Raw genomic sequence first — 20,815 nt, forward strand, 5'->3', positions numbered from 1 at the left:
AACCGCAACTCCCCGCACACGAGTACCCCTTTCGGGTTTTTCTCCCCCCATTTGCCGTACACGCCCTCACGGAATGTCCAAGACTGGTTCTCGGCACGGCCCTGTGGCCCCGCGCCCCACCCACCAGTCACAGACCCGGAGGACGCCCATGAGCAGCCCCCCGCCCCTCGCCGGAGGAACCCAGGGCCCCGACGCCCTGCGGCCGCTGCTCACCACCGTCCTCGACGCCCTCCACGACGGAGCCACCCGCCGCGGCGGCCCCCTCCCCGTCGGCGGCCCCGACACCGTCGCCGCCCGACTCCGGGAACAAGCAGGCACCCTCCTGCCCGACCAGGGCACCGGAGCCCACGACGCCCTGCGCACCCTCGTCACCGCACTCACCGAAGGCGCCGCCGACCCCGCCGACCCCCTGTGCGCCGCCCACCTGCACTGCCCACCACTCGCCGTCGCCACCGCAGCCGACCTCGCCGCGAGCGCCCTCAACCCCTCCATGGACTCCTGGGACCAGGCCCCCGCCGCCTCCGCCCTCGAAGACCTCGTCACCGCCACCTTCGCCCGCGAGGTCTACGGAGACACCACACCGGCCGACGCCCTCGTCACCACCGGCGGCACCGAAGCCAACCAGCTCGCCGTCCTCCTCGCCCGCGAGACCACCCGCGGCCCCCTCCACCTCCTCGTCGGAGCCAACGCCCACCACAGCCTCGCCCGCGCCACCTGGCTCCTCGGCCTGCCCGACCCCATCACCGTGCCCGCCCCCACCGGCACCCTCGACCCCGCCGCCCTCGACGAAGCCCTCACCGACCTGCCCGGCACCAAGCTCGTCACCGCCACCGCCGGCACCACCGACGCCGGCCTCATCGACCCCCTCCCCGAAATCGCCGACGTCTGCGAGCGACACGGAGCACGCCTGCACATCGACGCCGCCTACGGAGCGGGCCTCCTCCTCAGCGACCGCCACCGCACCCGCCTCCACGGCCTCGCCCGCGCCCACACCGTCACCCTCGACCTGCACAAACTCGGCTGGCAACCCGTAGCCGCAGGACTCCTCGCCGTACGCGACCGCACCGACACGCGCGCCCTCACCTACCAGGCCGACTACCTCAACGCCGACGACGACACCGAAGCCGGACTCCCCGACCTCCTCGGCCGCTCCCTGCGCACCACACGACGCCCCGACATCCTCAAGATCGCCGTCACCCTCAAAGCCCTCGGCCGCACCGGACTCGGCGCCCTCACCGACCAAGTCATGGCCCTCGCCCACCACCTGGCCCGACTCGTCGACGAACACCCCGGCTTCGAGCTCTACGACACCCCCACCCTCTCCACCGTCCTCTTCCGGCCCCTCGGCGCCGACGAGCAGGACATCGCCACCATCCGCCGCACCCTGCTCACCGAAGGCCGCGCCGTCCTCGGCCGCGCCCGCACCGACGACGGAAAACTCTGGCTCAAAGCCACCCTGCTCAACCCGCACACCGAACCCGGCGACCTCGCCGCCCTCCTGAAACTGGTGGAAGGACACACCCCCCGATGAACGCCGTGCCAGCCGCGCGCGCCCCGCACCCCACCCGGCCCACCGAAGCACCCCGCGACCTCGTCGGCATCGGCATCGGCCCCTTCAACCTCTCCCTCGCCGCCCTCGCCCACCCCCTCACCGAACTCGACACCGCCTTCTACGACCAGCGCCCCGCCTTCCACTGGCACCCCGGCCTCCTCATCGACGGCGCCACCCTCCAAGTCCCCTTCCTCGCCGACCTCGTCACCCTCGCCGACCCCACCAGCCACTGGACCTTCCTCAACTACCTCAAAACCCGCGGCCGCCTCTTCCCCTTCTACTTCGCCGAGCAGTTCCACATCCAGCGCACCGAATACGACGCCTACTGCCGCTGGGTCAGCGAAAACCTCCCCGGCCTGCACTTCTCCCACCAGGCCGACGCCATCCGCTGGAACCCCGAACGCGCCCTCTTCGAAGTCGACTACACCCAGCTCGACACCGACGGAGAAGCCGAAGCCCTCGGCCGCACCTACACCAAACACGTCGCCCTCGGAGTCGGCACCGAGCCCTACGTCCCCGAACCCCTCAAACCCCTCGCCGACGCACCCACCGTGCCCGTCATCCACTCCGCCGACTACCTCACCCACCGCGACAGCCTGCTCACCGCCGACCACATCACCGTCATCGGCTCAGGACAGTCCGGCGCCGAAATCTTCCTCGACCTGCTCCGCGCCCGCCCCGCCGGCCACGAGAAGATCCACTGGCTCGCCCGCACCGAAGCCTTCGCGCCCATGGAGTACTCCAAACTGGGCCTCGAACACTTCACCCCCGACTACACCCACTACTTCCACCAACTCCCCGAAGCCGAACGCGACCGACTCGTCCCCGCCCAATGGCAGCTCCACAAAGGCATCGACGCCGACACCATCGCCGCCATCCACGAAGAGCTCTACCGCCGCACCCTCCACGGCGGCTGGCCCGACGCCACCCTCACCCCCGGCGTCAGCGTCCGCACCGCCGGCCGCGTCGCCGCCACCAAAGTCGAACTCCACCTCGAGCACCGCGGACAAGGCACCCGCTCCCGCCTCACCACCGACGCCGTCATCCTCGCCACCGGCTACAAAGAACGCCCCCTCGACGAACTCCTCGCCGGACTCGACCCCTACCTCCGCCGCGACAGCGCCGACCGCCCCCGCATCGACGAACACTTCCGCCTCGTCCTCGACAAAAGCGTGCAGGGCTCCGTCTACGTACAGAACGCCGAACGGCACACCCACGGCGTCGGCGCCCCCGACCTCGGACTCGCCGCCTGGCGCAGCGCCACCATCCTCAACACCCTGACCGGCAAAGACCCCTACCCCCAGCCCCAGCGCACCGCCTTCACCACCTTCGGCCTCACCCCCCACGAAAACCGCGCCCCCCGGCCCGGACATCAGGCAGGGGAGCGAGGCAACCTCATCGAACTGCAACAGGGCTAGAGCTAGAACACCGGTGTGCCGTCCCGCGTCAGCTTCCAGTCCACCGAAGCGAAATCAGCCGGATCCAGAACACCCTTCGCCGTCACCCACTCCGCGATCCGCGTCCGGATCTCCGTCGACTCCGCCCACAGCTCCTGCGCATTCGCCACATGCGGGAACGCGCCACCACCGTTCGCCCGGTAGTTGTTCACCGCGAACACGAACTGCGCCGCGTCGTCCAGGTCCTTGCCACCGAACTTCACGTTCTTGATCCGCGAACCCGCCGGCTGCGCGATGTCGATGTCGTACGTCAGCCCCGACACATAGTCGTAGTTGTAGTCCGGCCGGTTCTCCGCGTTCGTCAGCTTCTCGACATCCACCGCCGCACCCGCCGCCGTCTGCACGAAGTACTGCGCCGAGAACTCCAGGTACGCCCGCACCTGCGCACCCGTCAGCAACTTCGCCACCAGCGTGTTGTCGTACACATACAGACTCGACAAATCACGGATCGTCACGTCACCGGCCGGAATCTCCGACGTACGCGAGAACGGCGACGCCTGCGAAAGCACCGGCAGCGACGCGTACTGCGTCGACTTCAGCGCCTCCGTCACCACATCCGCCTGCACCTTGTTGATCAGGTCGATGATCGGCGCATCCTTGTACCGCGCGGCCACCGTGGTCAGCGTCGAAGTCGCCTGACCCACCACCTGGTTGACGTACTTCACGACGAGCGCGTGCTCATCCGTGAGCAGCTTCGTGATCTTCGGATCGTCCTTCACCGAAGCCGAGTTCAGCAGCTTCGACTTCACCGACCCGACCGACCAGCGGCCCTTCTCCCACACCAGGTCGAAGTCGAACAGCGCGAGGCGCTCCGCGTAGCACAGCGGCTCCGCGAGCACGACCGGCTTGCCCGTCTTCTCGTTCTTCACGATCTGCTGCTCGATCTCGACGTGCGCGTGCCCGACGAGGACCGCGTCGATCCCGGGGACCTTCGCCGCCATGCTCGCCGCCGCGTTCTCCACGTACGGCAACTGGTCACCCCATGACGACGTGCCCGACGCACCCGAGTGCACCGACACGATCACCACGTCCGCGCCCATCGACCGCAGCTTCGGCACCCACAGCGCGGCCTGCTCCTCGATACCGGGGAACTTCAGCTTGCCCTGTACGTACGCCTTGTCCCAGATCGCGATACCCGGGTTCGTCAGCCCCAGGATCGCCACCTTCACGTCCTTGCCGTGCGGCGTCCGCAGCTTCTTGATGACATACGGACGGAACGCCGGCTTCTCCGTCTTCGCGTCCACCGCGTTCGCCCCGAGCAGCGGGAACTTCAACTGCGACTCGAACTTGCGCAGCGTGTCGATGCCGTAGTTGAACTCGTGATTCCCGAGAGCCGCCGCGTCATAGCCGATCGAGTTCATCGCCTGCGCCATCGGGTGCACCGGACCGCCCTTGGCGGTGATCGGCTCCACGCGCGCGAAGTAGTACGTCAACGGCGTGCCCTGGATCGTGTCACCCGCGTCGATCAGGAGCGTGTTGCCACGGCCCTTCTCCTCACGGACCTGCTTCACCAGCGTCGAGATCCGCGACAACCCCTGCGCGTTGCCCGCCGTGTCCGTGTACTCGGCGTCCTTGTAGTAGTCCCAGTTGAAGACGTGACCGTGCAGATCGGTCGTGCCCATGACGGTGAAGGAGTACCGCTTGTGCTTGTCGTGCCCGTGGTGCCCGTGACCCCGGCCAGTGGCCTCGGCGGCGGGTGCGGCGACCGCGCCGGTCAGCGCCACCCCCACACCCGTCGCGGCGGACTGTCCCAGAAACCTTCTGCGGTTCAACGGCATCTCTGTACTCCTCGGGGGCGGGCGACGCGCTTGCAACGCGCGTAGATTCTGGCTCAGAACACACCCCCCGCAACACCCCCCCCGCAGGTTTCGATCCGATGACCGGACGCTGTCCAACACCGGTGAGACAGTGAACGCATGACACCCACACCCCCCGAACCCACCCCATACGGCACACCCCAAGCACCCCGCGTCGCCGTCCGCGGCGAAGCCCACCTCGAAGCCGACCCCGAACTCGCCCGCATCGCCATCACCGTCCAGGCCCGCGGCACCGACCGCCGCACCACCCTCGACGACCTCACCCGCCGCAACACCACCGCCCTCGACCTCATCAAGACCTACGGCGACGACATCGCCACCCTCGAAACCGGGGCCTTCTCCCTCACCCCCGAATTCACCAAACACGGCCGCGGCGAACGCATCCGCACTTACCACGGCCTCGTCCGCATCACCGCGGAACTCACCGACTTCACCACCCTGGGCGAACTCACCACACGCCTCGCCGACCTCGACCTCACCCGGATCGACGGACCCTGGTGGTCCCTGCGCCCCACCTCACCCGTCCACGCCCAGGCCCGCAGGCAAGCCGTCCACGAAGCCGTCCAGCGCGCCCGCGAATACGCCGAAGCCCTAGACACCACCCTCGCCGCGCTCGTCGAACTCGCCGACATCGGCGCCGAAGGCCCCGGACCCGCCGCCTTCGGCATGACCCGCTCCGCCACCAGGGCCTTCGCCGGCGCCGACGAGGACACGGCCGCCCCGGCCCTCGACCTCGAACCCGAACGCCAGCACATTCACGCCGCCGTCAACGCACGTTTCACCCTTCACCCCCCGACTCTCTGACCCCACGGCATATGCGTGCTCATCAGAGCGCCATTACGCGCAAATTCAAAACTTGGCGCCCTTTGTCAATAGCCCTTCATGCAAAGGTTGTTGAGTAGTCACCCCCGGCCAATTCTCTACCCACCGGTAAGCCCTAGGCTCGAACCATGCGCCGAGCAAAGATCGTCTGTACCCTGGGCCCCGCCACCGACTCGTACGAGCAGATCAAGGCACTCGTCGAAGCCGGAATGGACGTAGCCCGCTTCAACCTCAGCCACGGCACCTACGCCGAGCACGAGGAGCGCTACCACCGCGTGCGCAAGGCCGCGGAAGAAACCGGCCGCAGCGTCGGCATCCTCGCCGACCTTCAAGGCCCGAAGATCCGCCTCGGCCGCTTCAGCGAAGGCCCCGTACTACTTGAACGCGGCGACGAGTTCACCATCTCCGTCGAAGACGGCATCGAAGGCGACCGCCAGTGCTGCGGCACCACTTATAGCGGCCTCGCCGAAGACGTCACGCCGGGCGAGCGCATCCTCGTCGACGACGGCAAGGTCAGCCTCCAGGTCACCAGCGTCGACGGCCCCCGCGTCCGCACCGAGGTCGTCGAAGGCGGCATGGTCTCCGACCACAAGGGCCTCAACCTCCCCGGCGTCGCCGTCTCCGTCCCCGCCCTCTCCGACAAGGACGAAGCGGACCTCCGCTGGGCCCTGCGCATCGGAGCCGACGTCATCGCACTCTCCTTCGTGCGCAGCGGACGCGACATCGAGGACGTCCACCGCATCATGACCGAAGAAGGCCGCCGCCTCCCGGTCATCGCCAAGGTCGAAAAGCCCCAGGCCGTCGACAACATCGACGACATCGTCGCCGCATTCGACGGCATCATGGTCGCCCGCGGCGACCTCGGCGTCGAAATGCCGCTCGAACAAGTCCCGATCGTCCAGAAGCGCGCCATCAAACTCGCCAAGCGCAACGCGAAGCCCGTCATCGTCGCCACCCAGATGCTCGACTCGATGATCGACAACTCGCGTCCCACGCGCGCCGAGGCCAGCGACGTCGCCAACGCCGTCATCGACGGCACCGACGCCGTGATGCTCTCCGGTGAGACCAGCGTCGGCAAGTACCCGATCGAGACCGTCAAGACCATGAGCCGCATCGTCGAAGCGGCAGAGGAAGACATCCTCGCCAAGGGCCTCCCGCCCCTCACCGACCGCAGCAAGCCCCGCACCCAGGGCGGCGCCGTCGCCCGCGCCGCGGCGGAGATGGGCGACTTCCTCGGCGCCAAGTTCCTGGTCGCCTTCACCCAGTCCGGAGACACGGTCAAGCGCCTCTCCCGCTACCGCTCCCCGATCCCCCTCCTCGCCTTCACCCCCGACAAGGCCACCCGCGCCCAGCTCAACCTCACGTGGGGCGTCGAGACGTTCCTCGGCCCGCACGTCGACTCCACCGACGCGATGGTCGCCCAGGTCGACGAGGAGCTTCTGAAGATCGGCCGCTGCCAGCGCGGTGACATTGTGGTGATCACGGCCGGCTCCCCGCCCGGCGTCGCGGGCTCCACGAACCTGGTCCGCATCCACCACATCGGCGAGGACGACTCGCCGAAGTAGGGGTCAGTATTTGGGGCCTACGTGCATGTCCATGAGGGCTACGGAGGCTTTGCGGGCGACCGAGATGTTGAACGGGTCGACCCCGCGGGCCAGCGAACTCCACTCGACGCCGACCGCGTCGAGTGTGTCGCTGTACAGCTTCCGGATATCGTCGGACTTGTTGGTGAAGAAGTACCGGGGATACTCGTAGCGCTTGCGCTCGCCGCCGACAAGCCGGGTGGTCCAGTTGATGATTCGGCAGCCATCGGAGTGGATCAGCCCTCGAATGAACTCCCAGGGATACGTCCCGACGATCTCTTGTTGCCAGGGGGCGAGGGCGATCTTGCGGTTGTGTTTCATGCCTGGGCCATGCTGGGGGAAGAGGCAGGTCAGGTGTTTCGAGGTGAGTTTGACGTAATGGCACCCGACGCTCCGGACCCTGTAGACCCGGTTGGTCGGGAAGACGCGGCGCATCGCGGTCTCGGTTTCGTCGGCGATGCCGGGCCACGCGTCGGCGCAGGCGATGGAGAGACTCGGTACGCGGTGCTTCACGTAGTGGCTGATGTGGCCGTCCCCTAGGTACTGCCCCAGGAGATACGAGTAGGCGGGCGAGTCCAACGGGTGGTCGTCGCAGTGTGGGCAGGCCGAATTATGCGCTCCGGGGCATTCTCCGCGCTTGGCGCGGTCATTGTGCTTCCAGTGACCGATGGTTCCCACCGGAATGCCGAGCATGCGTGCGACATCTGCGTTCTTGACCCCTCCACGCAGGAGAGAGACGGCGCGCTGACGGATTTCGAGTGGATGCATATCCATGCACTCATGTTGCATGGATATGCGGTCGCGGGATGCAAAAAAGCGGATGTTCACGGGAGCGTGGACATCCGCTTCCAGGTGGCAACCTTCGATTCGAAGGAAAAGTGCCCCGGGTCGGACTCGAACCGACACTGTATGGGTTTTGAATCCATTGCCTGCTGCCAATTGGGCTACCGGGGCCCACGGAATCAAAGGTTTACCCCGACCCGCTGCCCGACTACCTTACCGCAGCTAGGTAGGCTTCTGGGAGCAGTACCCCCGCCCTGCTCAACCAAGGAGCGCCCCCGTGACCGCCCCCGAGTCGCCCCAGCCCGTAGACGACGCCGACGACGACAAGTCGCACGTCCCGCCGCTGACGACCCGTGTCGTCATCGCCGAGGACGAGGCCCTGATCCGCCTCGACCTCAAAGAGATGCTCGAGGAAGAGGGCTACTCCGTCGTGGGTGAGGCCGGCGACGGCGAGCAGGCCGTCGAGCTGGCCCGTGAGCACAAGCCGGACCTCGTGATCCTGGACGTGAAGATGCCGAAGATGGACGGCATCAGCGCGGCGGAGAAGATCGCGGGGGAGTCGATCGCCCCGGTCCTGATGCTGACCGCGTTCTCGCAGCGCGACCTGGTCGAGCGGGCCCGGGACGCGGGCGCGATGGCGTACCTCGTGAAGCCGTTCAGCAAGAGTGACGTGGTGCCGGCGATCGAGATGGCCGTGTCCCGGTTCACCGAGTTGAAGACGCTGGAGAAGGAGGTCGCGGACCTCACTCAGCGCCTGGAGACGCGGAAGCTGGTGGACCGGGCGAAGTCGGTGTTGCAGACGGAGTACGGGCTCACCGAGCCGGCGGCGTTCCGGTGGATCCAGAAGACGTCGATGGACCGTCGGCTGTCGATGCAGCAGGTCGCCGAGGCGGTCATCGAGGACGCCGAGGAGAAGAAGGCGTCTAAGGGCTGACAGCCCCGAGTGCTACGTGATGAGGCCCGTGCCCCGGTTCGTACCCGGGGCGCGGGCCTCAGTCGCGTAAAGGAGCGGCTCAGTCTTCGCCGAGGTATGCCTTCCGCACCGACTCGTCGGTCATCAGGTCCTGGCCCGTTCCTGACAGGACGATCGACCCGACCTCCATGACGTGTCCCTGGTCGGCCAGGGAGAGGGCCGCCTGGGCGTTCTGTTCGACGAGGAGGATCGTCGTGCCCTGGGACTTGAGTTCGACGATGGTCGACATGATCTTCTGCATCATGATGGGGGAGAGGCCCATGGAGGGCTCGTCCAGCATGAGGAGTTTGGGCTGGGACATCAGGGCGCGGCCCATGGCGAGCATTTGCTGTTCGCCGCCGGAGAGGGTGCCCGCTGCTTGCTTTCGACGTTCGCCGAGGATGGGGAAGAGGTCGTAGGCGCGCTGGAGGTCCTTCTCTATCCCCGCTGTGTCCTTGCGGAGGAACGCTCCGAGCTGGAGGTTCTCCATGATGGACAGGCGGGGGAAGATGCGTCGTCCCTCGGGGGAGTGGGCGAGGCCCATGGCGACGATCTTGTGGGCCGGGATGCCGTTCAGGGGCTGTCCGTTGAAGGAGATTCTGCCGCTGAGGGGCTTCAGGAGGCCCGAGAGGGTGCGCAGGGTCGTGGTCTTGCCGGCGCCGTTGGTGCCGATGAGGGTGACGACCTGGCCTTCTTCGACGGTGAAGGAGATGCCTTTGACGGCTTCGATCTTGCCGTAGGCGACCTTGAGGTCTTCGACTTCCAGCAGGGCGGTCACTGGTCGGTTCCTTCCGAAGAGCCTTCTGTCGCGCCTTCCGCGGCGTGGGCCTCGGCTGCTTGTACGTCCTTGAGTGCGGTGTCCTCGGGGGCGCCTTCGAAGGGGGTGCCGAGGTAGGCGGCGATGACGCGTTCGTCGCCCTGGACGACGTCGCTGGTGCCTTCGACGAGTTTTTCGCCTTGGACGAGGACGGCGACGCGGTCGCAGAGGTTGAAGATGAACCGCATGTCGTGCTCGATGACGAGGACGGCGATGCCCTTGTCGCGGATCGCGAAGACGAGTTCTTCGGTGGCGCGGGTCTCCTGCGGGTTCATGCCGGCGGTGGGCTCGTCGAGGAGGAGGAGTCCGGGTTCGCTGGCCATGGCGCGGGCGATCTCGAGCTTGCGCTGTTCGCCGTAGGGGAGGCTGCGGGCGAGGTGGTCGCGTTTGTGGTCGAGTCCGATGAACTCGAGGAGTTCCATGGCGCGTTCCTCGGATGCGGCTTCGGCCTTTTTGAAGCCGGGGCCGCGCAGGAGTGCCGACCAGAGGCCTTCTTTGGTTCTGGTGTGGCGGCCGACGAGGACGTTTTCCAGGACGGTCATGTTGGCGAAGAGCCGGATGTTCTGGAAGGTGCGGGCCATTCCCGCTTTGGTGACGAGGTGGGGTTTGGGCGGAAGGACGGTTCCTTTGTAGGAGACCTTTCCTTCGGTGGGGATGTAGAGGCCGGTCAGGCAGTTGAAGAACGTTGTCTTTCCGGCGCCGTTGGGGCCGATGAGGCCGACGATCTCGCCCTCGTTGACGGTGAGGTCGACGGAGCGTACGGCGGTCAGGCCGCCGAAGCGCATGGTGACGTTGCTGGCTTCCAGCACGGTCTGGGTCGTGGTGTTGGTCATCGTGGTCACGCTCCTGCCTTGGTCGCCTTGGAGGCGCCGGTGGTGCTGTCGGGCAGGCTCTGTTGTTCGGGGATGTCGAGTTGGCCGGTCTCGTGGAACTCGAGCTGCTGGCGGCGGTTGGCGATGATGCCTTCGGGGCGGAAGCGCATGAGGAGGACGAGGGCGATTCCGAAGGCGAGGAGCTCGTACTCCTTGAGGAAGGTGAGCTTCTCGGGGATGAGGTAGAGGAAGGAGGCGCCGAGCAGCGGGCCGCTGACGGTGCCCATGCCGCCGAGGACGACGGCGGCGAGGAGGAATGCGGAGTTGGGGGGTGCGGCGCCCGCGAACTGGTAGGGGCTGGGGACGACGCTGTAGGTGACGTGGGCGCTGACGGTGCCGGCGAGTCCGGCGAGGGTGGCGCCGAGTGCGAAGGCGATGAGTTTGACGCGGAAGCCGTTGATGCCCATGGCGGTGGCGGCTGTTTCGTCCTCGCGGATGGCGATCCAGGAGCGGCCGATGCGGGAGTCGGCGGCGCGGGTGAAGACGAGGACCACCAGTGCGGTGATGAGGAGCATCAGGAAGAAGTAGTTGGCGAAGCGGCCGAGGGTGAATCCGGCGATCTCGTGGCTGACGCCCATGTTGAATCCGAAGATTTCGAGATCGGGGATGGAGGGGATGCCGTCGGGGCCGTTGGTGATGTCGGGTCCTGAGGAGCCGTCCATGTTGTTGACGGCGATGCGGAAGATCTCTCCGAAGCCGAGGGTGACGATGGCGAGGTAGTCGCCGCGTAGCCGCAGGGTGGGTGCGCCGATGAGGACGCCGAAGATGAGTGAGGCGGCCATGCCCGTCAGCGCGGCGGCCCAGAAGGGGAACTGGACGCCGGAGAAGCGGGAGAACTCGGAGCCGGAGACGAGGGCGGCGGCGTAGGCGCCGACGCCGAGGAAGGCGACGTATCCGAGGTCGAGGAGGCCGGTGAGGCCGACGACGATGTTGAGGCCGAGGGCGACGGTGGCGAAGATCAGGATGTTGACGCCGAGGTTGGCGTTGTGGTCGTCGCTCTGGGTGAAGGGGAAGATGGCCGCTGCGAGGAAGGCCATGCCGGCGGCGAAGCCTTTGTGGCGGGCGCAGAGGGTGGAGAAGCGGGCGAGTTGTCCGGCGTGGACGAGGGCCCAGGTGGCGAAGAGGACGAGGAGGGCGAAGCCGACGAAGGTTTCGCTGTCGTCGTCGTTGATGCCGATGCCGTAGGTGAAGGCGATGAGGGCGAGGGCGATGCCGGCGGTGATGACCAGGCGCTGGACCCAGGGTGCGAGGTCGCGGGTGGGGGCGGGCTGGTCGGGGGCGGTCAGGTAGTCCTTGACGCTGTGGCCGGGGTGGGGCAGGGCCAGGGCGCCGACGACGGGGAGTGCCGAGGCGACGGCGGCGACGTAGGCGCCGGGGTCGAGGTTGGCGAGTCCGCCGAGGTCGACGGCGATGGCGATGGCGGCGAACCAGCAGACGCTGAAGGCGGCCAGGGCGGCGAGGAGGAGGGGTGAGGCGGCGCCGGCGGGGTTGAGCCAGCGCAGTCCTCGTACGTCCCACAGGCGCAGGCCGAAGAGGAGGGTGATGGCGCCTGCGACGAGGGCGACGACCTGGAGGCCTGCGGGGTAGCCGTAGACGGTGAGGTCGCCGGGGAATTCGGAGGTCCAGGTCCAGGACATGAAGGTGCTGGCGATGGTTCCGATGGCGCCGGCGGCGACGAGGATGCGGGGGGCGCCGTCGGGGAGGTTGATGGCGCCGCGGGGGGCGTCGGTTTTCTGGGTCTCGGTCTGTGTGGTCATGGTGGTCACGCCCTGTCCGCGACGCGTTCGCCGAGTAGGCCTTGTGGCCGTAGCAGCAGTACGAGGATGAGGAGGACGAACGCCCAGACGGAGGCCCAGCCCTGGCCGCCGAACTGTTCCATGCCGGGGACGTCGGCGATGTATGCGGTGGCCATGGCTTCGGTGAGGCCGAGGACGAGGCCGCCGAGCATGGCGCCGTAGATGTTGCCGATGCCGCCGAGTACGGCGGCGGTGAAGGCTTTGAGTCCTGCGGCGAAGCCCATGTCGTATTGGACGGAGCCGTATTTCACGCCGTAGGCGACGCCGGCGACGGCGGCGAAGACTCCGCCGATGGCGAAGGCGATGACGATGATGCGGTTGGTGTCGATGCCCATGAGCTGGGCGGTGTCCGGGTCCTGGGCGGTGGCCTGCATGGCGCGGCCGGTGCGGGAGAGGCGGACGAAGAAGGCGAGGATGGCCATGCACAGGGGGGCGGCGATGAGGAGGAAGACGTCGCCGCTCTGGATGCGGATGGAGCCGAGGTGGAAGGGCCCGAAGGGGAGTTGGGGGAAGACGCGGGCGGCCTTGGCGTCGGGGTAGAGGTTGAAGACGAGCTGCTGGATGGCGAGGGAGAGCCCGATGGCGGTGATGAGTGGTGCCAGGCGTGGTGCGCCGCGTAGGGGCCGGTAGGCGAAGCGTTCGGCTCCGACGGCGATGAGGGTGGCGACGATGGCGCCGCCGATGAGCATGGCGGGGAGGGCTATCCACATGGATATGCCGTCGGGGAGCGCGAGGTAGACCGTGAGGGCGCCGAAGCCGCCGGTCATGAAGATCTCGCCGTGGGCGAAGTTGATGAGCTGGACGATGCCGTACACCATCGTGTAACCGATGGCGATCAGCCCGTACATCGAGCCGAGGAACAGCCCGTTGGCCAGCTGCTGCGGCAGCGTGTTCACCGCGTGGCCTCCATGGGTGGGGAGTCTGGGGCAGGTATATGGGTGGGGCCGCGCGGAGACGGGTCGTCGTGGCCGCGCGGCCCTGGGTTCGTGCGGTGCGCTGGCTCAGCCGGCGTTGTAGGTGCCGCTCTTGACGGCCTTCCACTCGCCGTTGCTGACCTGGTAGACGGTCAGCTGCTTGTTCGTGGTGTCGCCGTACTGGTCGAAGGCGACGGGTCCTGCGATGCCGTCGAACTTGCTGTTCTGGACGGATTCGACGATCTTGGCGCGGGCGTCGGAGGGGACCTTGCCGTCCTTCACGACGTTGCCGACGGCCTTGATGATGGCGGTGGCGGCGTCGTAGGAGTAGCCGCCGTAGGTGCCGTAGTCGCCGGGGTACTTCTTCGCCTTGTAGGTGGCGATGAAGTCCTTGGCGGCGGGCAGGGTGGTGACGGGGACGCCGACGGAGGTGGCGAGGTCGCCCTCGGCGGTCTTGCCGGCGGTCTTGATGTAGGTCGGGGTGAACATGCCGTCGCCGCCGAAGAGCGGGATCTTGGCGCCGGCGTCCTTGAGCTGCTTGGTGAGGACCTGCGACTCGTCGTACTGGCCGCCGTAGTAGAGGAGGTCCGCGCCGGAGTTCTTGATCTTGGTGACGAGGGTGCCGAAGTCGCTGCTGCCGCCGCTGGAGATGGTGGTGACGTGGTCGGTGCCGACGACGGTGCCGCCCGCCTTCTTGAAGCCGGCGGTGAAGAGCTTGGCGAGGCCCGCGCCGTAGGTCTGCTTGTCGTCTACGACGTAGACCTTCTTCTTCTTGAGCGTGTTGTAGGCGTAGTCGGCCGCGAAGCCGCCCTGGAGGGCGTCGGTGGTGGCGGTGCGGAAGTACGTCGGGTACGTGCGCTTCTTGGAGGTCTGCCAGTTCTTGCCCTGGGTGAGCTCGGGCGCGGTGTTGGAGGGGGAGATCTGTACGAGGTTGGCCGTGTTGAAGACCTGCTGCATGGAGGTGGCCACGCCTGAGTTCAGGGGGCCGACGACTCCGAGGACGTCCTTGTTGGCGACGAGCGCCGTGGCGTTCTGCTGGCCGGTGGCGGGGACGGCCTTGTCGTCGAGTGCTTTGACCTCGAAGGTGACACCGGGGACGGTGTTCTTCTTGTTGGCGTCGTCGACGGCTATCTGGACGCCGTACTGGATGCCGAGGCCGGTGGCGGAGTTGGCGCCGGTCAGAGGGGCGTCGACGCCGATGACGACGGTGGTCTTCTTGTCGCTGCTGCTCGACCCCTTGTCGTCGTCGCGCGATCCGCAGGCGGTGAGCGTCAGTGCTCCGGTGGTGAGCACGGTGGTGAGTATGAGCAGAGAACGGTGTCGCACGATCATTCCTCTCCCTGGCGCGATCCCCGGGGTCGGGGACCGTGTGTCTCGCCGGGCCGTACTGGTGGTACAGGGGCCGTGCAATGGACGCGCCCGGCGGCGCGGTGACTGGCCGTGACTATAAGCGCAGGTCGCAGAGCACGGAGCGGTGCGGGGGAGGATGTGACGCTCTTGTTATGCCGGGCGGCCTTTGGGCGGGTGCAGTGGGGGCGATTGGGGCGTATGCATATCGCACTCGCGTGTTCGCAATGTGAGAACGTGCAGTTCCGCTAAGGGACTTGAGGCGATCTTGGTCCTTACTTGAAGGCCGTTCTGGTGCTGTGCGAGGGCTTGTGTCCGGGGTGGTGCGGGTGTAGAGGGCGGTGGTGTGGAGGGGCATGGCCGCGTTGCGATGCCGGTAACTGTGTGTTACTTCCGTGTGAGATCGTCCGGGCCCGCCGCGACGGGTGTCCGGGGGGCGGGGGCGGGGTCGCAGGAGGCGCGGATCCACCGCCACAGGTCGTCGCGGTAGGCGCCGCCGAAGAGGTACAAGTGGCGTTGCTGCGCGCGGCGGTTGCTCAGGGTCAGCTCGATGTAGGGCTCGTTGATGCCCTGGGGCAGGGCGTCGCAGGTGTGCAGGGTGAGGCGGACGGTCAGGTGCCAGCGGGTGCCGGGTTCCACCGTCACCGGGAGCGTGGGTGCGCTGTCCGTGGTCAGGCGGGCGGGTCCGGTGTCGAGCTGGCGCACGGTCACCGGGTGCGCGCCGGTGACGTGCACGGTGAAGCGGAAGCGGCCGAAGCCGGGTCCGGGGCCGTCGTAGCGGAGTGCGGTCACCTGGGAGGGCCAGAGCGGGAGCGTCGATGCGGGGGGATCCGGTCGCAGCAGGAGGAACGCGGTGGCGGCGAGGGCGGCGGCGAGAACGGCGGCGAGGGCCTGGGCGGCGCGGCGCCACCGGGCGGGCAGTGCTGCCCAACGCTCCGGCAGGCGGGGGGAGTCGGAGCCGAACGTGTCGAGGGTGTCGAGTCTGGATGCGGGGCCGGCGTCGTCGGCGGGGTCGTACGGCTCGACGGGCCCGATGCCGGTCATGCCTGACGGTAAGCCGGAGCAGGGCGCTCCGCCAACGTCCGTGGTGCGGGCTTCCCGGGGACGCCCTCTGGCGGGCCGGGGTCTGTCGCGGTGGAATACCGGCGTCCCGTGAGTGAACTCCCTTCCCGCGCCCATGGAGGCACGATGGTGAGATCCACCGGCTTGCGAGTACGCCGCTCGCGCGGTCCGGCCGTGGTGTGCGCGCTGGCGGCGGTGCTGGCGACGCCGTCCGCGTACGCTGCTGAACCGGCCGCGCACAAAGCCGAGTTGAGGATTTCCGGGCAGGAGACGCAGCCCGTCTTCTCCCGGGCCGACGCCGTGCTGCAGCAGGTCGACATCCGGACGGAGGCCGACAGTGACGGCGACGGGAAGCGGGACACCGTACGGATGCGGATCCTGCGTCCGAAGGAGACCGTGACGGCGGGCCTGAAGGTCGCCACGATCGTGGAGGCGAGCCCGTACTGGGCGGGTGGCAACGATGTGCCGAACCATGGTGTCGACCTCGACGAGGACGGGCTGCCCGTCTCCGGTCGTAGCGGTCAACTCCGGTCGCACAAGCCTGGGTTGACGGGCCCTGCGGTCGCGTACTCCGGCTACTACGACAACTACTTCTTGCCCCGTGGTTATGCCGTGGCCCAGGTCGACAGCCTCGGTACGGGCGGCTCCACCGGCTGTCCGACCTCGGGCGGCCGCAACGAGACGCTGGGCGCGAAGGCCGCCATCGACTGGCTGGGCGGCCGTGCCAAGGGCTGGGACCTGGACGGCAGGGAAGTGCGCGCCGACTGGTCCACCGGGAACGCCGCCATGATGGGCATCTCGTACAACGGCACACTGCCGACCGCCGTCGCCACCACGGGAGTCGAGGGCCTCAAGGCGATCGTGCCGATCTCCGGTATCTCCTCCTGGTACGACTACTACCGCGCGAACGGCGGCGTCGTCGCGCCCGGCACCTTCCAGGGCGAGGACACCGACGTCCTCGCCCGCTACGTGTACTCGCGCGCCGACCGGGAGATCTGCAAGCCGGTCCTCGACTCCCTGGAGCGCGACCAGGACCGGGTGACGGGCGACTGGTCGGCGTACTGGCAGGAACGCGACTACCTCAAGGACGTCCGCAGGATCAAGGCGGGTGTCTTCGTCGTCCACGGCCTCAACGACTGGAACGTGAAGACCAAGAACGCAGGTCAGCTGTGGGACGCCCTGAAGAAGAACCACGTCCCGCGCAAGCTGTGGCTGCACCAGGCCGGGCACACCAACCCGATGCCGCTGCGCATGGAGGAGTGGCTCGACCAGGTCCACCACTGGTTCGACTACTGGCTCTACGACATCCGCAACGGCGTCCTGTCGGAGCCCCGGGTCGACGTCGAGCAGGCCGACTTCGGTTGGCGGCAGCAGCGGGACTGGCCCGCGCCCGGCACCCGGTCCACCACGCTCGCGCTGCGCGCCGACGGCACGCTGGGCCGCCGGGCGGGACCGCAGCGGGTCCAGTCGCTCGTCGACGCGGGCCGCACCGTCCCCGCCGAGCGACTCGTCGCCTCACCCGACAGCGGGAACCCGAACCGGCTCGCGTACACGACGGGTCCGCTGGCGGAGGATCTTCGGGTGAACGGGGTGCCCGAGATCGACATCCGTTCGTCACTCTCCGGTACATCGCCGTACGTGACCGCGCTCCTCGTCGACTACGGGCGTGACACCCGCGCGACGTCCGGCACGGTCACCGACACCACACAGCAAATCTGCTACGGCGAACGCGTGCCGGATCTGCCCGGCGAGACCGGTTGTGCGTACCGGACGAAGCATGCGACCGAGACGGCCGACTTCAAGATCGTGACGCGCGGCTGGCTCGATGCCCGCAACCGGCACTCCTTCGCCCACCAGAGCAGGGTCGTGGAGGGCCGGGAGTACCGGCTGCGCTGGTCGATGCAGCCCGAGGACTACGTCTTCAAGGCCGGGCGCCGGCTGGGCGTGGTGCTGATCTCCACGGACCACGACTACACGCTGCGGTACCCGGCGGGCACGAGGATGACCGTGCGCGCCGGGGCCGGGGAGCTCACGCTGCCTACGGCGCCGTAGGGGCGTCCTTGAGGAGGCAGGTCAGGCGGGCCGTGCAGACCCGCTTGTCCTGCTCGTCGGTGATGACGATCTCGTACGTCGCCGTGGTGCGGCCGCGGTGCACGGGGGTGGCGACGCCGGTGACGAGGCCGGAGCGGGCGCCGCGGTGGTGCGTGCAGTTCAGGTCGACGCCGACGGCGATCTTGCCGGGGCCGCCGTGCAGCATGGAGCCGACCGAGCCGAGGGTCTCGGCGAGGACGGCGGAGGCGCCGCCGTGCAGCAGCCCGTACGGCTGGGTGTTGCCCTCGACGGGCATCGTGCCGACGACGCGGTCCGCGGCCGCCTCCCTGATCTCGACGCCCATCCGGGTGCCGAGGTGCCCGGCGGAGAACAGGGCGGGAAGGTCGACGCCGAGCGTCGCGTACTCGTCGATGACCTCTTGCGGGAACTTCACGTGGTTCTGCTCGCCCATGGGATCCGGCTCCGTCCGTAGTCCACTGCCTGTGTCGTCCAGGTGGCTGAGCAAACGCTCAGTCGGTGCTCGATTGTTCCAGGCGGACCACGACGGACTTGCTGGCAGGGGTGTTGCTGGTGTCCGCGGTGGCGTCCAGCGGCACCAGCACGTTCGTTTCCGGGTAGTACGCGGCGGCGCAGCCGCGGGCCGTCGGGTAGTGCACGACACGGAAGCCGGGGGCGCGCCGCTCGACGCCGTCGCTCCACTCGCTGACGAGGTCGACGTAACTGCCCTCGGCGAGGTCGAGGTCCTTGGCGTCCTCGGCGTTGACGAGGACGACCCGGCGGCCGTTCTTGATGCCCCGGTAGCGGTCGTCCAGGCCGTAGATCGTGGTGTTGTACTGGTCGTGCGAGCGCAGGGTCTGCAGGAGGAGGCGGCCCTCGGGCAGGTGCGGGTACTCGACGGGCGCGGCCGTGAAGTTGGCCTTGCCGGTGGCGGTGTCGAAGCGGCGCTCGTCGCGCGGGGCGTGCGGCAGGGCGAAGCCGGACGGGTCCGCCACGCGCGCGTTGAAGTCCTCGAAGCCGGGGATGACGCGGGCGACGCGGTCGCGGATCGTCGCGTAGTCCTTCTCGAATTCCTCCCAGGGCGTGGCGGATCCGGCGCCCAGGACGCGGCGGGCGAGGCGGGCGACGATGGCCGGCTCGGAGAGCAGGTGGCGGCTGGCGGGCTCCAGGCGGCCGCGCGAGGCGTGCACCATGCCCATGGAGTCCTCGACGGTGACGAACTGCTCGCCGCTGCCTTGAAGGTCGCGCTCGGTGCGGCCGAGCGTGGGCAGGATGAGGGCGCGGGCGCCGGTGACGGCGTGCGAGCGGTTCAGCTTCGTGGAGACGTGGACGGTCAGCGCGGCGCGGCGCATGGCCGCTTCCGTGACGTCGGTGTCGGGGGATGCCGACACGAAGTTGCCGCCCATCGCGAAGAAGACCCGCGCCTCGCCGTCGCGCAGGGCGCGAATGGCGCGGACGACGTCGAAGCCGTGCTCGCGCGGCGGCGCGAAGCCGAACTCCTTCTCCAGGGCGTCCAGGAACGCGGGGGCGGGGCGCTCGAAGATGCCCATGGTGCGGTCGCCCTGCACGTTGCTGTGGCCGCGGACCGGGCAGACGCCGGCGCCGGGGCGGCCGATGTTGCCGCGCAGCAGCAGGAAGTTGACGACTTCGCGGATGGTCGGCACGGAGTGCTTGTGCTGGGTGAGGCCCATCGCCCAGCAGACGACGGTGCGCTTGGAGGCGAGGACCATTTCCAGGGTCCGCTCGATGTCGGCGCGGGACAGGCCGGTCGCCTTCAGGGTCTCGTCCCAGTCGGCGGCGCGGGCGGCCTCGGCGAACTCCTCGTAGCCGTGCGTGTACTCGGCGATGAAGGCGTCGTCGGTGGCGCCCTCCGTCTCCAGGACCAACTTGTTCAGGAGGCGGAAGAGGGCCTGGTCGCCGCCGAGGCGGATCTGCAGGAACAGATCGGTCAGGGAGGCGCCCTTGGTGAGGCCCTTGGGGGTCTGCGGGTTCTTGAACTTCTCCAGACCGGCCTCGGGCAGCGGGTTCACGGAGATGATCCGGGCGCCGCCCGCCTTCGCCTTCTCCAGGGCGGAGAGCATGCGCGGGTGGTTCGTGCCCGGGTTCTGCCCGGCGACGATGATCAGGTCCGCCTTGTAGAGGTCCTCCAGGAGGACGCTGCCCTTGCCGATGCCGATCGTCTCGGTCAGTGCGGAGCCGGACGACTCGTGGCACATGTTCGAGCAGTCGGGCAGGTTGTTCGTGCCGAACTCGCGGGCGAACAGCTGGTAGAGGAACGCCGCCTCGTTACTGGTACGGCCCGAGGTGTAGAAGACCGCCTCGTCCGGGGAGGCGCACGCGGCCAGCTCCTCGCCGATGATGTCGAAGGCACGCTCCCATGTCACCGGCTCGTAGCGGTCCGCGCCCTCCGCCAGGTACATGGGGTGGGTGAGGCGGCCCTGCTGGCCCAGCCAGTATCCGGAGCGCGTCGCCAGGTCCGCGACGGGGTGCGCGGCGAAGAACTCGGGCGTCACCCGGCGCAGGGTGGCCTCCTCGGCGACCGCCTTCGCCCCGTTCTCGCAGAACTCCGCCGCGTGCCGGTGCTCCGGCTCGGGCCAGGCGCAGCCGGGGCAGTCGAAGCCGTCCTTCTGGTTGACGCGCAGCAGCGTCAGGGCGGTGCGCTTCACACCCATCTGCTCGCGGGCGATCTTGAGGGAGTGTCCGACGGCCGGGAGCCCTGCCGCGTGGTGCTGCGGCGCGACGACCTGCGGTGCGTCCTGAACCGGATCCGACGCGGGCGGCTTGCTGGCCATGGCTGGCTCCCCTTCGAGCTGGTCCTGCGAGCGTGCTGTGCGGTGCTGCAAAGCGCTGTGGAGTACCTCAGTGCCTGCGCTGTTGCTTGCGCTGTGAAGTACGTCTCCGATCCTCGCACGTACGACTGACAGGGTCCCCGGCCGGTCCGGGATGGACCGGGCTGTCAGTGGGGCGTGGCAGGATCGGGGACGTGGCAGAG

Annotated in this window: 16 protein-coding genes and 1 tRNA gene; 6 read left to right on the forward strand and 11 right to left on the reverse strand. The window is 68.4% G+C overall.

Annotation, left to right across the window (positions count from 1 at the left end):
* Positions 1 to 148 precede the first annotated feature (148 nt).
* Both ABD366_RS00685 and ABD366_RS00690 read left to right on the forward strand, forming a co-directional pair.
* Positions 149 to 1,531, forward strand: a complete 1,383-nt coding sequence (locus ABD366_RS00685; RefSeq protein ID WP_324773981.1) for a pyridoxal phosphate-dependent decarboxylase family protein — start codon at positions 149 to 151, stop codon at positions 1,529 to 1,531.
* A complete protein-coding gene (locus tag ABD366_RS00690) occupies positions 1,528 to 2,970 on the forward strand; it encodes a lysine N(6)-hydroxylase/L-ornithine N(5)-oxygenase family protein (RefSeq protein ID WP_324773983.1) in 1,443 nt (480 codons plus the stop codon). Before ABD366_RS00685 ends, ABD366_RS00690 begins: the two co-directional genes overlap by 4 nt.
* Positions 2,971 to 2,972: 2 nt before the next feature.
* On the opposite strand, the gene ABD366_RS00695 is transcribed toward ABD366_RS00690, so the two are convergent.
* Complete coding sequence (locus ABD366_RS00695; RefSeq protein ID WP_324773985.1) at positions 2,973 to 4,787, reverse strand: bifunctional metallophosphatase/5'-nucleotidase; 1,815 nt, start codon at positions 4,785 to 4,787, stop codon at positions 2,973 to 2,975.
* Between the two features lie 138 nt (positions 4,788 to 4,925).
* On the opposite strand from ABD366_RS00695, the gene ABD366_RS00700 reads away from it, so the two are divergent.
* Both ABD366_RS00700 and pyk read left to right on the forward strand, forming a co-directional pair.
* A complete protein-coding gene (locus ABD366_RS00700) occupies positions 4,926 to 5,630 on the forward strand; it encodes an SIMPL domain-containing protein (protein ID WP_324773987.1) in 705 nt (234 codons plus the stop codon).
* A gap of 146 nt (positions 5,631 to 5,776) precedes the next feature.
* Entirely contained in the window at positions 5,777 to 7,213 is a 1,437-nt protein-coding gene (gene pyk, locus ABD366_RS00705; protein ID WP_324773989.1) for a pyruvate kinase, read from the forward strand.
* A 3-nt stretch (positions 7,214 to 7,216) separates the two neighbouring features.
* Here pyk and ABD366_RS00710 read toward each other — a convergent pair whose 3' ends face one another.
* Both ABD366_RS00710 and ABD366_RS00715 read right to left on the reverse strand, forming a co-directional pair.
* Positions 7,217 to 8,005, reverse strand: a complete 789-nt coding sequence (locus ABD366_RS00710) for a sigma-70 region 4 domain-containing protein (RefSeq protein ID WP_324774029.1) — start codon at positions 8,003 to 8,005, stop codon at positions 7,217 to 7,219.
* Between the two features lie 105 nt (positions 8,006 to 8,110).
* Positions 8,111 to 8,185, reverse strand: a tRNA-Leu gene (locus ABD366_RS00715).
* Positions 8,186 to 8,291: 106 nt separating this feature from the next.
* On the opposite strand from ABD366_RS00715, the gene ABD366_RS00720 reads away from it, so the two are divergent.
* On the forward strand, positions 8,292 to 8,948 hold the full coding sequence (locus ABD366_RS00720) for an ANTAR domain-containing response regulator (protein ID WP_324773991.1): 657 nt from the start codon (positions 8,292 to 8,294) through the stop codon (positions 8,946 to 8,948).
* Positions 8,949 to 9,027: 79 nt separating this feature from the next.
* Here ABD366_RS00720 and ABD366_RS00725 read toward each other — a convergent pair whose 3' ends face one another.
* The 6 genes from ABD366_RS00725 to ABD366_RS00750 form a co-directional block, all read right to left on the reverse strand.
* Entirely contained in the window at positions 9,028 to 9,744 is a 717-nt protein-coding gene (locus ABD366_RS00725) for an ABC transporter ATP-binding protein (protein ID WP_324773993.1), read from the reverse strand.
* A complete protein-coding gene (locus tag ABD366_RS00730) occupies positions 9,741 to 10,616 on the reverse strand; it encodes an ABC transporter ATP-binding protein (protein WP_324773995.1) in 876 nt (291 codons plus the stop codon). Before ABD366_RS00730 ends, ABD366_RS00725 begins: the two co-directional genes overlap by 4 nt.
* A gap of 5 nt (positions 10,617 to 10,621) precedes the next feature.
* Entirely contained in the window at positions 10,622 to 12,412 is a 1,791-nt protein-coding gene (locus ABD366_RS00735; protein ID WP_324773997.1) for a branched-chain amino acid ABC transporter permease, read from the reverse strand.
* Between the two features lie 5 nt (positions 12,413 to 12,417).
* On the reverse strand, positions 12,418 to 13,347 hold the full coding sequence (locus tag ABD366_RS00740; RefSeq protein WP_324773999.1) for a branched-chain amino acid ABC transporter permease: 930 nt from the start codon (positions 13,345 to 13,347) through the stop codon (positions 12,418 to 12,420).
* A 105-nt stretch (positions 13,348 to 13,452) separates the two neighbouring features.
* Entirely contained in the window at positions 13,453 to 14,697 is a 1,245-nt protein-coding gene (locus ABD366_RS00745; protein WP_324774001.1) for a branched-chain amino acid ABC transporter substrate-binding protein, read from the reverse strand.
* A 402-nt stretch (positions 14,698 to 15,099) separates the two neighbouring features.
* Positions 15,100 to 15,756: a hypothetical protein gene (locus tag ABD366_RS00750; protein ID WP_324774002.1), complete on the reverse strand. Its 657-nt coding sequence runs from the start codon at positions 15,754 to 15,756 to the stop codon at positions 15,100 to 15,102.
* Between the two features lie 144 nt (positions 15,757 to 15,900).
* Here ABD366_RS00750 and ABD366_RS00755 point away from each other — a divergent pair, with 144 nt between their 5' ends.
* Positions 15,901 to 17,826, forward strand: coding sequence for a Xaa-Pro dipeptidyl-peptidase (locus ABD366_RS00755; RefSeq protein WP_324774004.1), 1,926 nt, complete (start codon positions 15,901 to 15,903; stop codon positions 17,824 to 17,826).
* On the opposite strand, the gene ABD366_RS00760 is transcribed toward ABD366_RS00755, so the two are convergent.
* The gene (locus ABD366_RS00760; RefSeq protein WP_324774005.1) at positions 17,813 to 18,277 is read right to left on the reverse strand and encodes a PaaI family thioesterase; all 465 of its coding nucleotides are present in this window, start codon (positions 18,275 to 18,277) and stop codon (positions 17,813 to 17,815) included. The two genes, ABD366_RS00755 and ABD366_RS00760, sit on opposite strands and share 14 nt — an antisense overlap.
* 58 nt (positions 18,278 to 18,335) lie before the next feature.
* Complete coding sequence (locus ABD366_RS00765) at positions 18,336 to 20,615, reverse strand: FdhF/YdeP family oxidoreductase (RefSeq protein WP_324774006.1); 2,280 nt, start codon at positions 20,613 to 20,615, stop codon at positions 18,336 to 18,338.
* Between the last annotated feature and the right edge of the window lie 200 nt (positions 20,616 to 20,815).

This window comes from Streptomyces kunmingensis (assembly GCF_039533535.1).
GTDB classification, from domain to species: domain Bacteria; phylum Actinomycetota; class Actinomycetes; order Streptomycetales; family Streptomycetaceae; genus Streptomyces; species Streptomyces kunmingensis.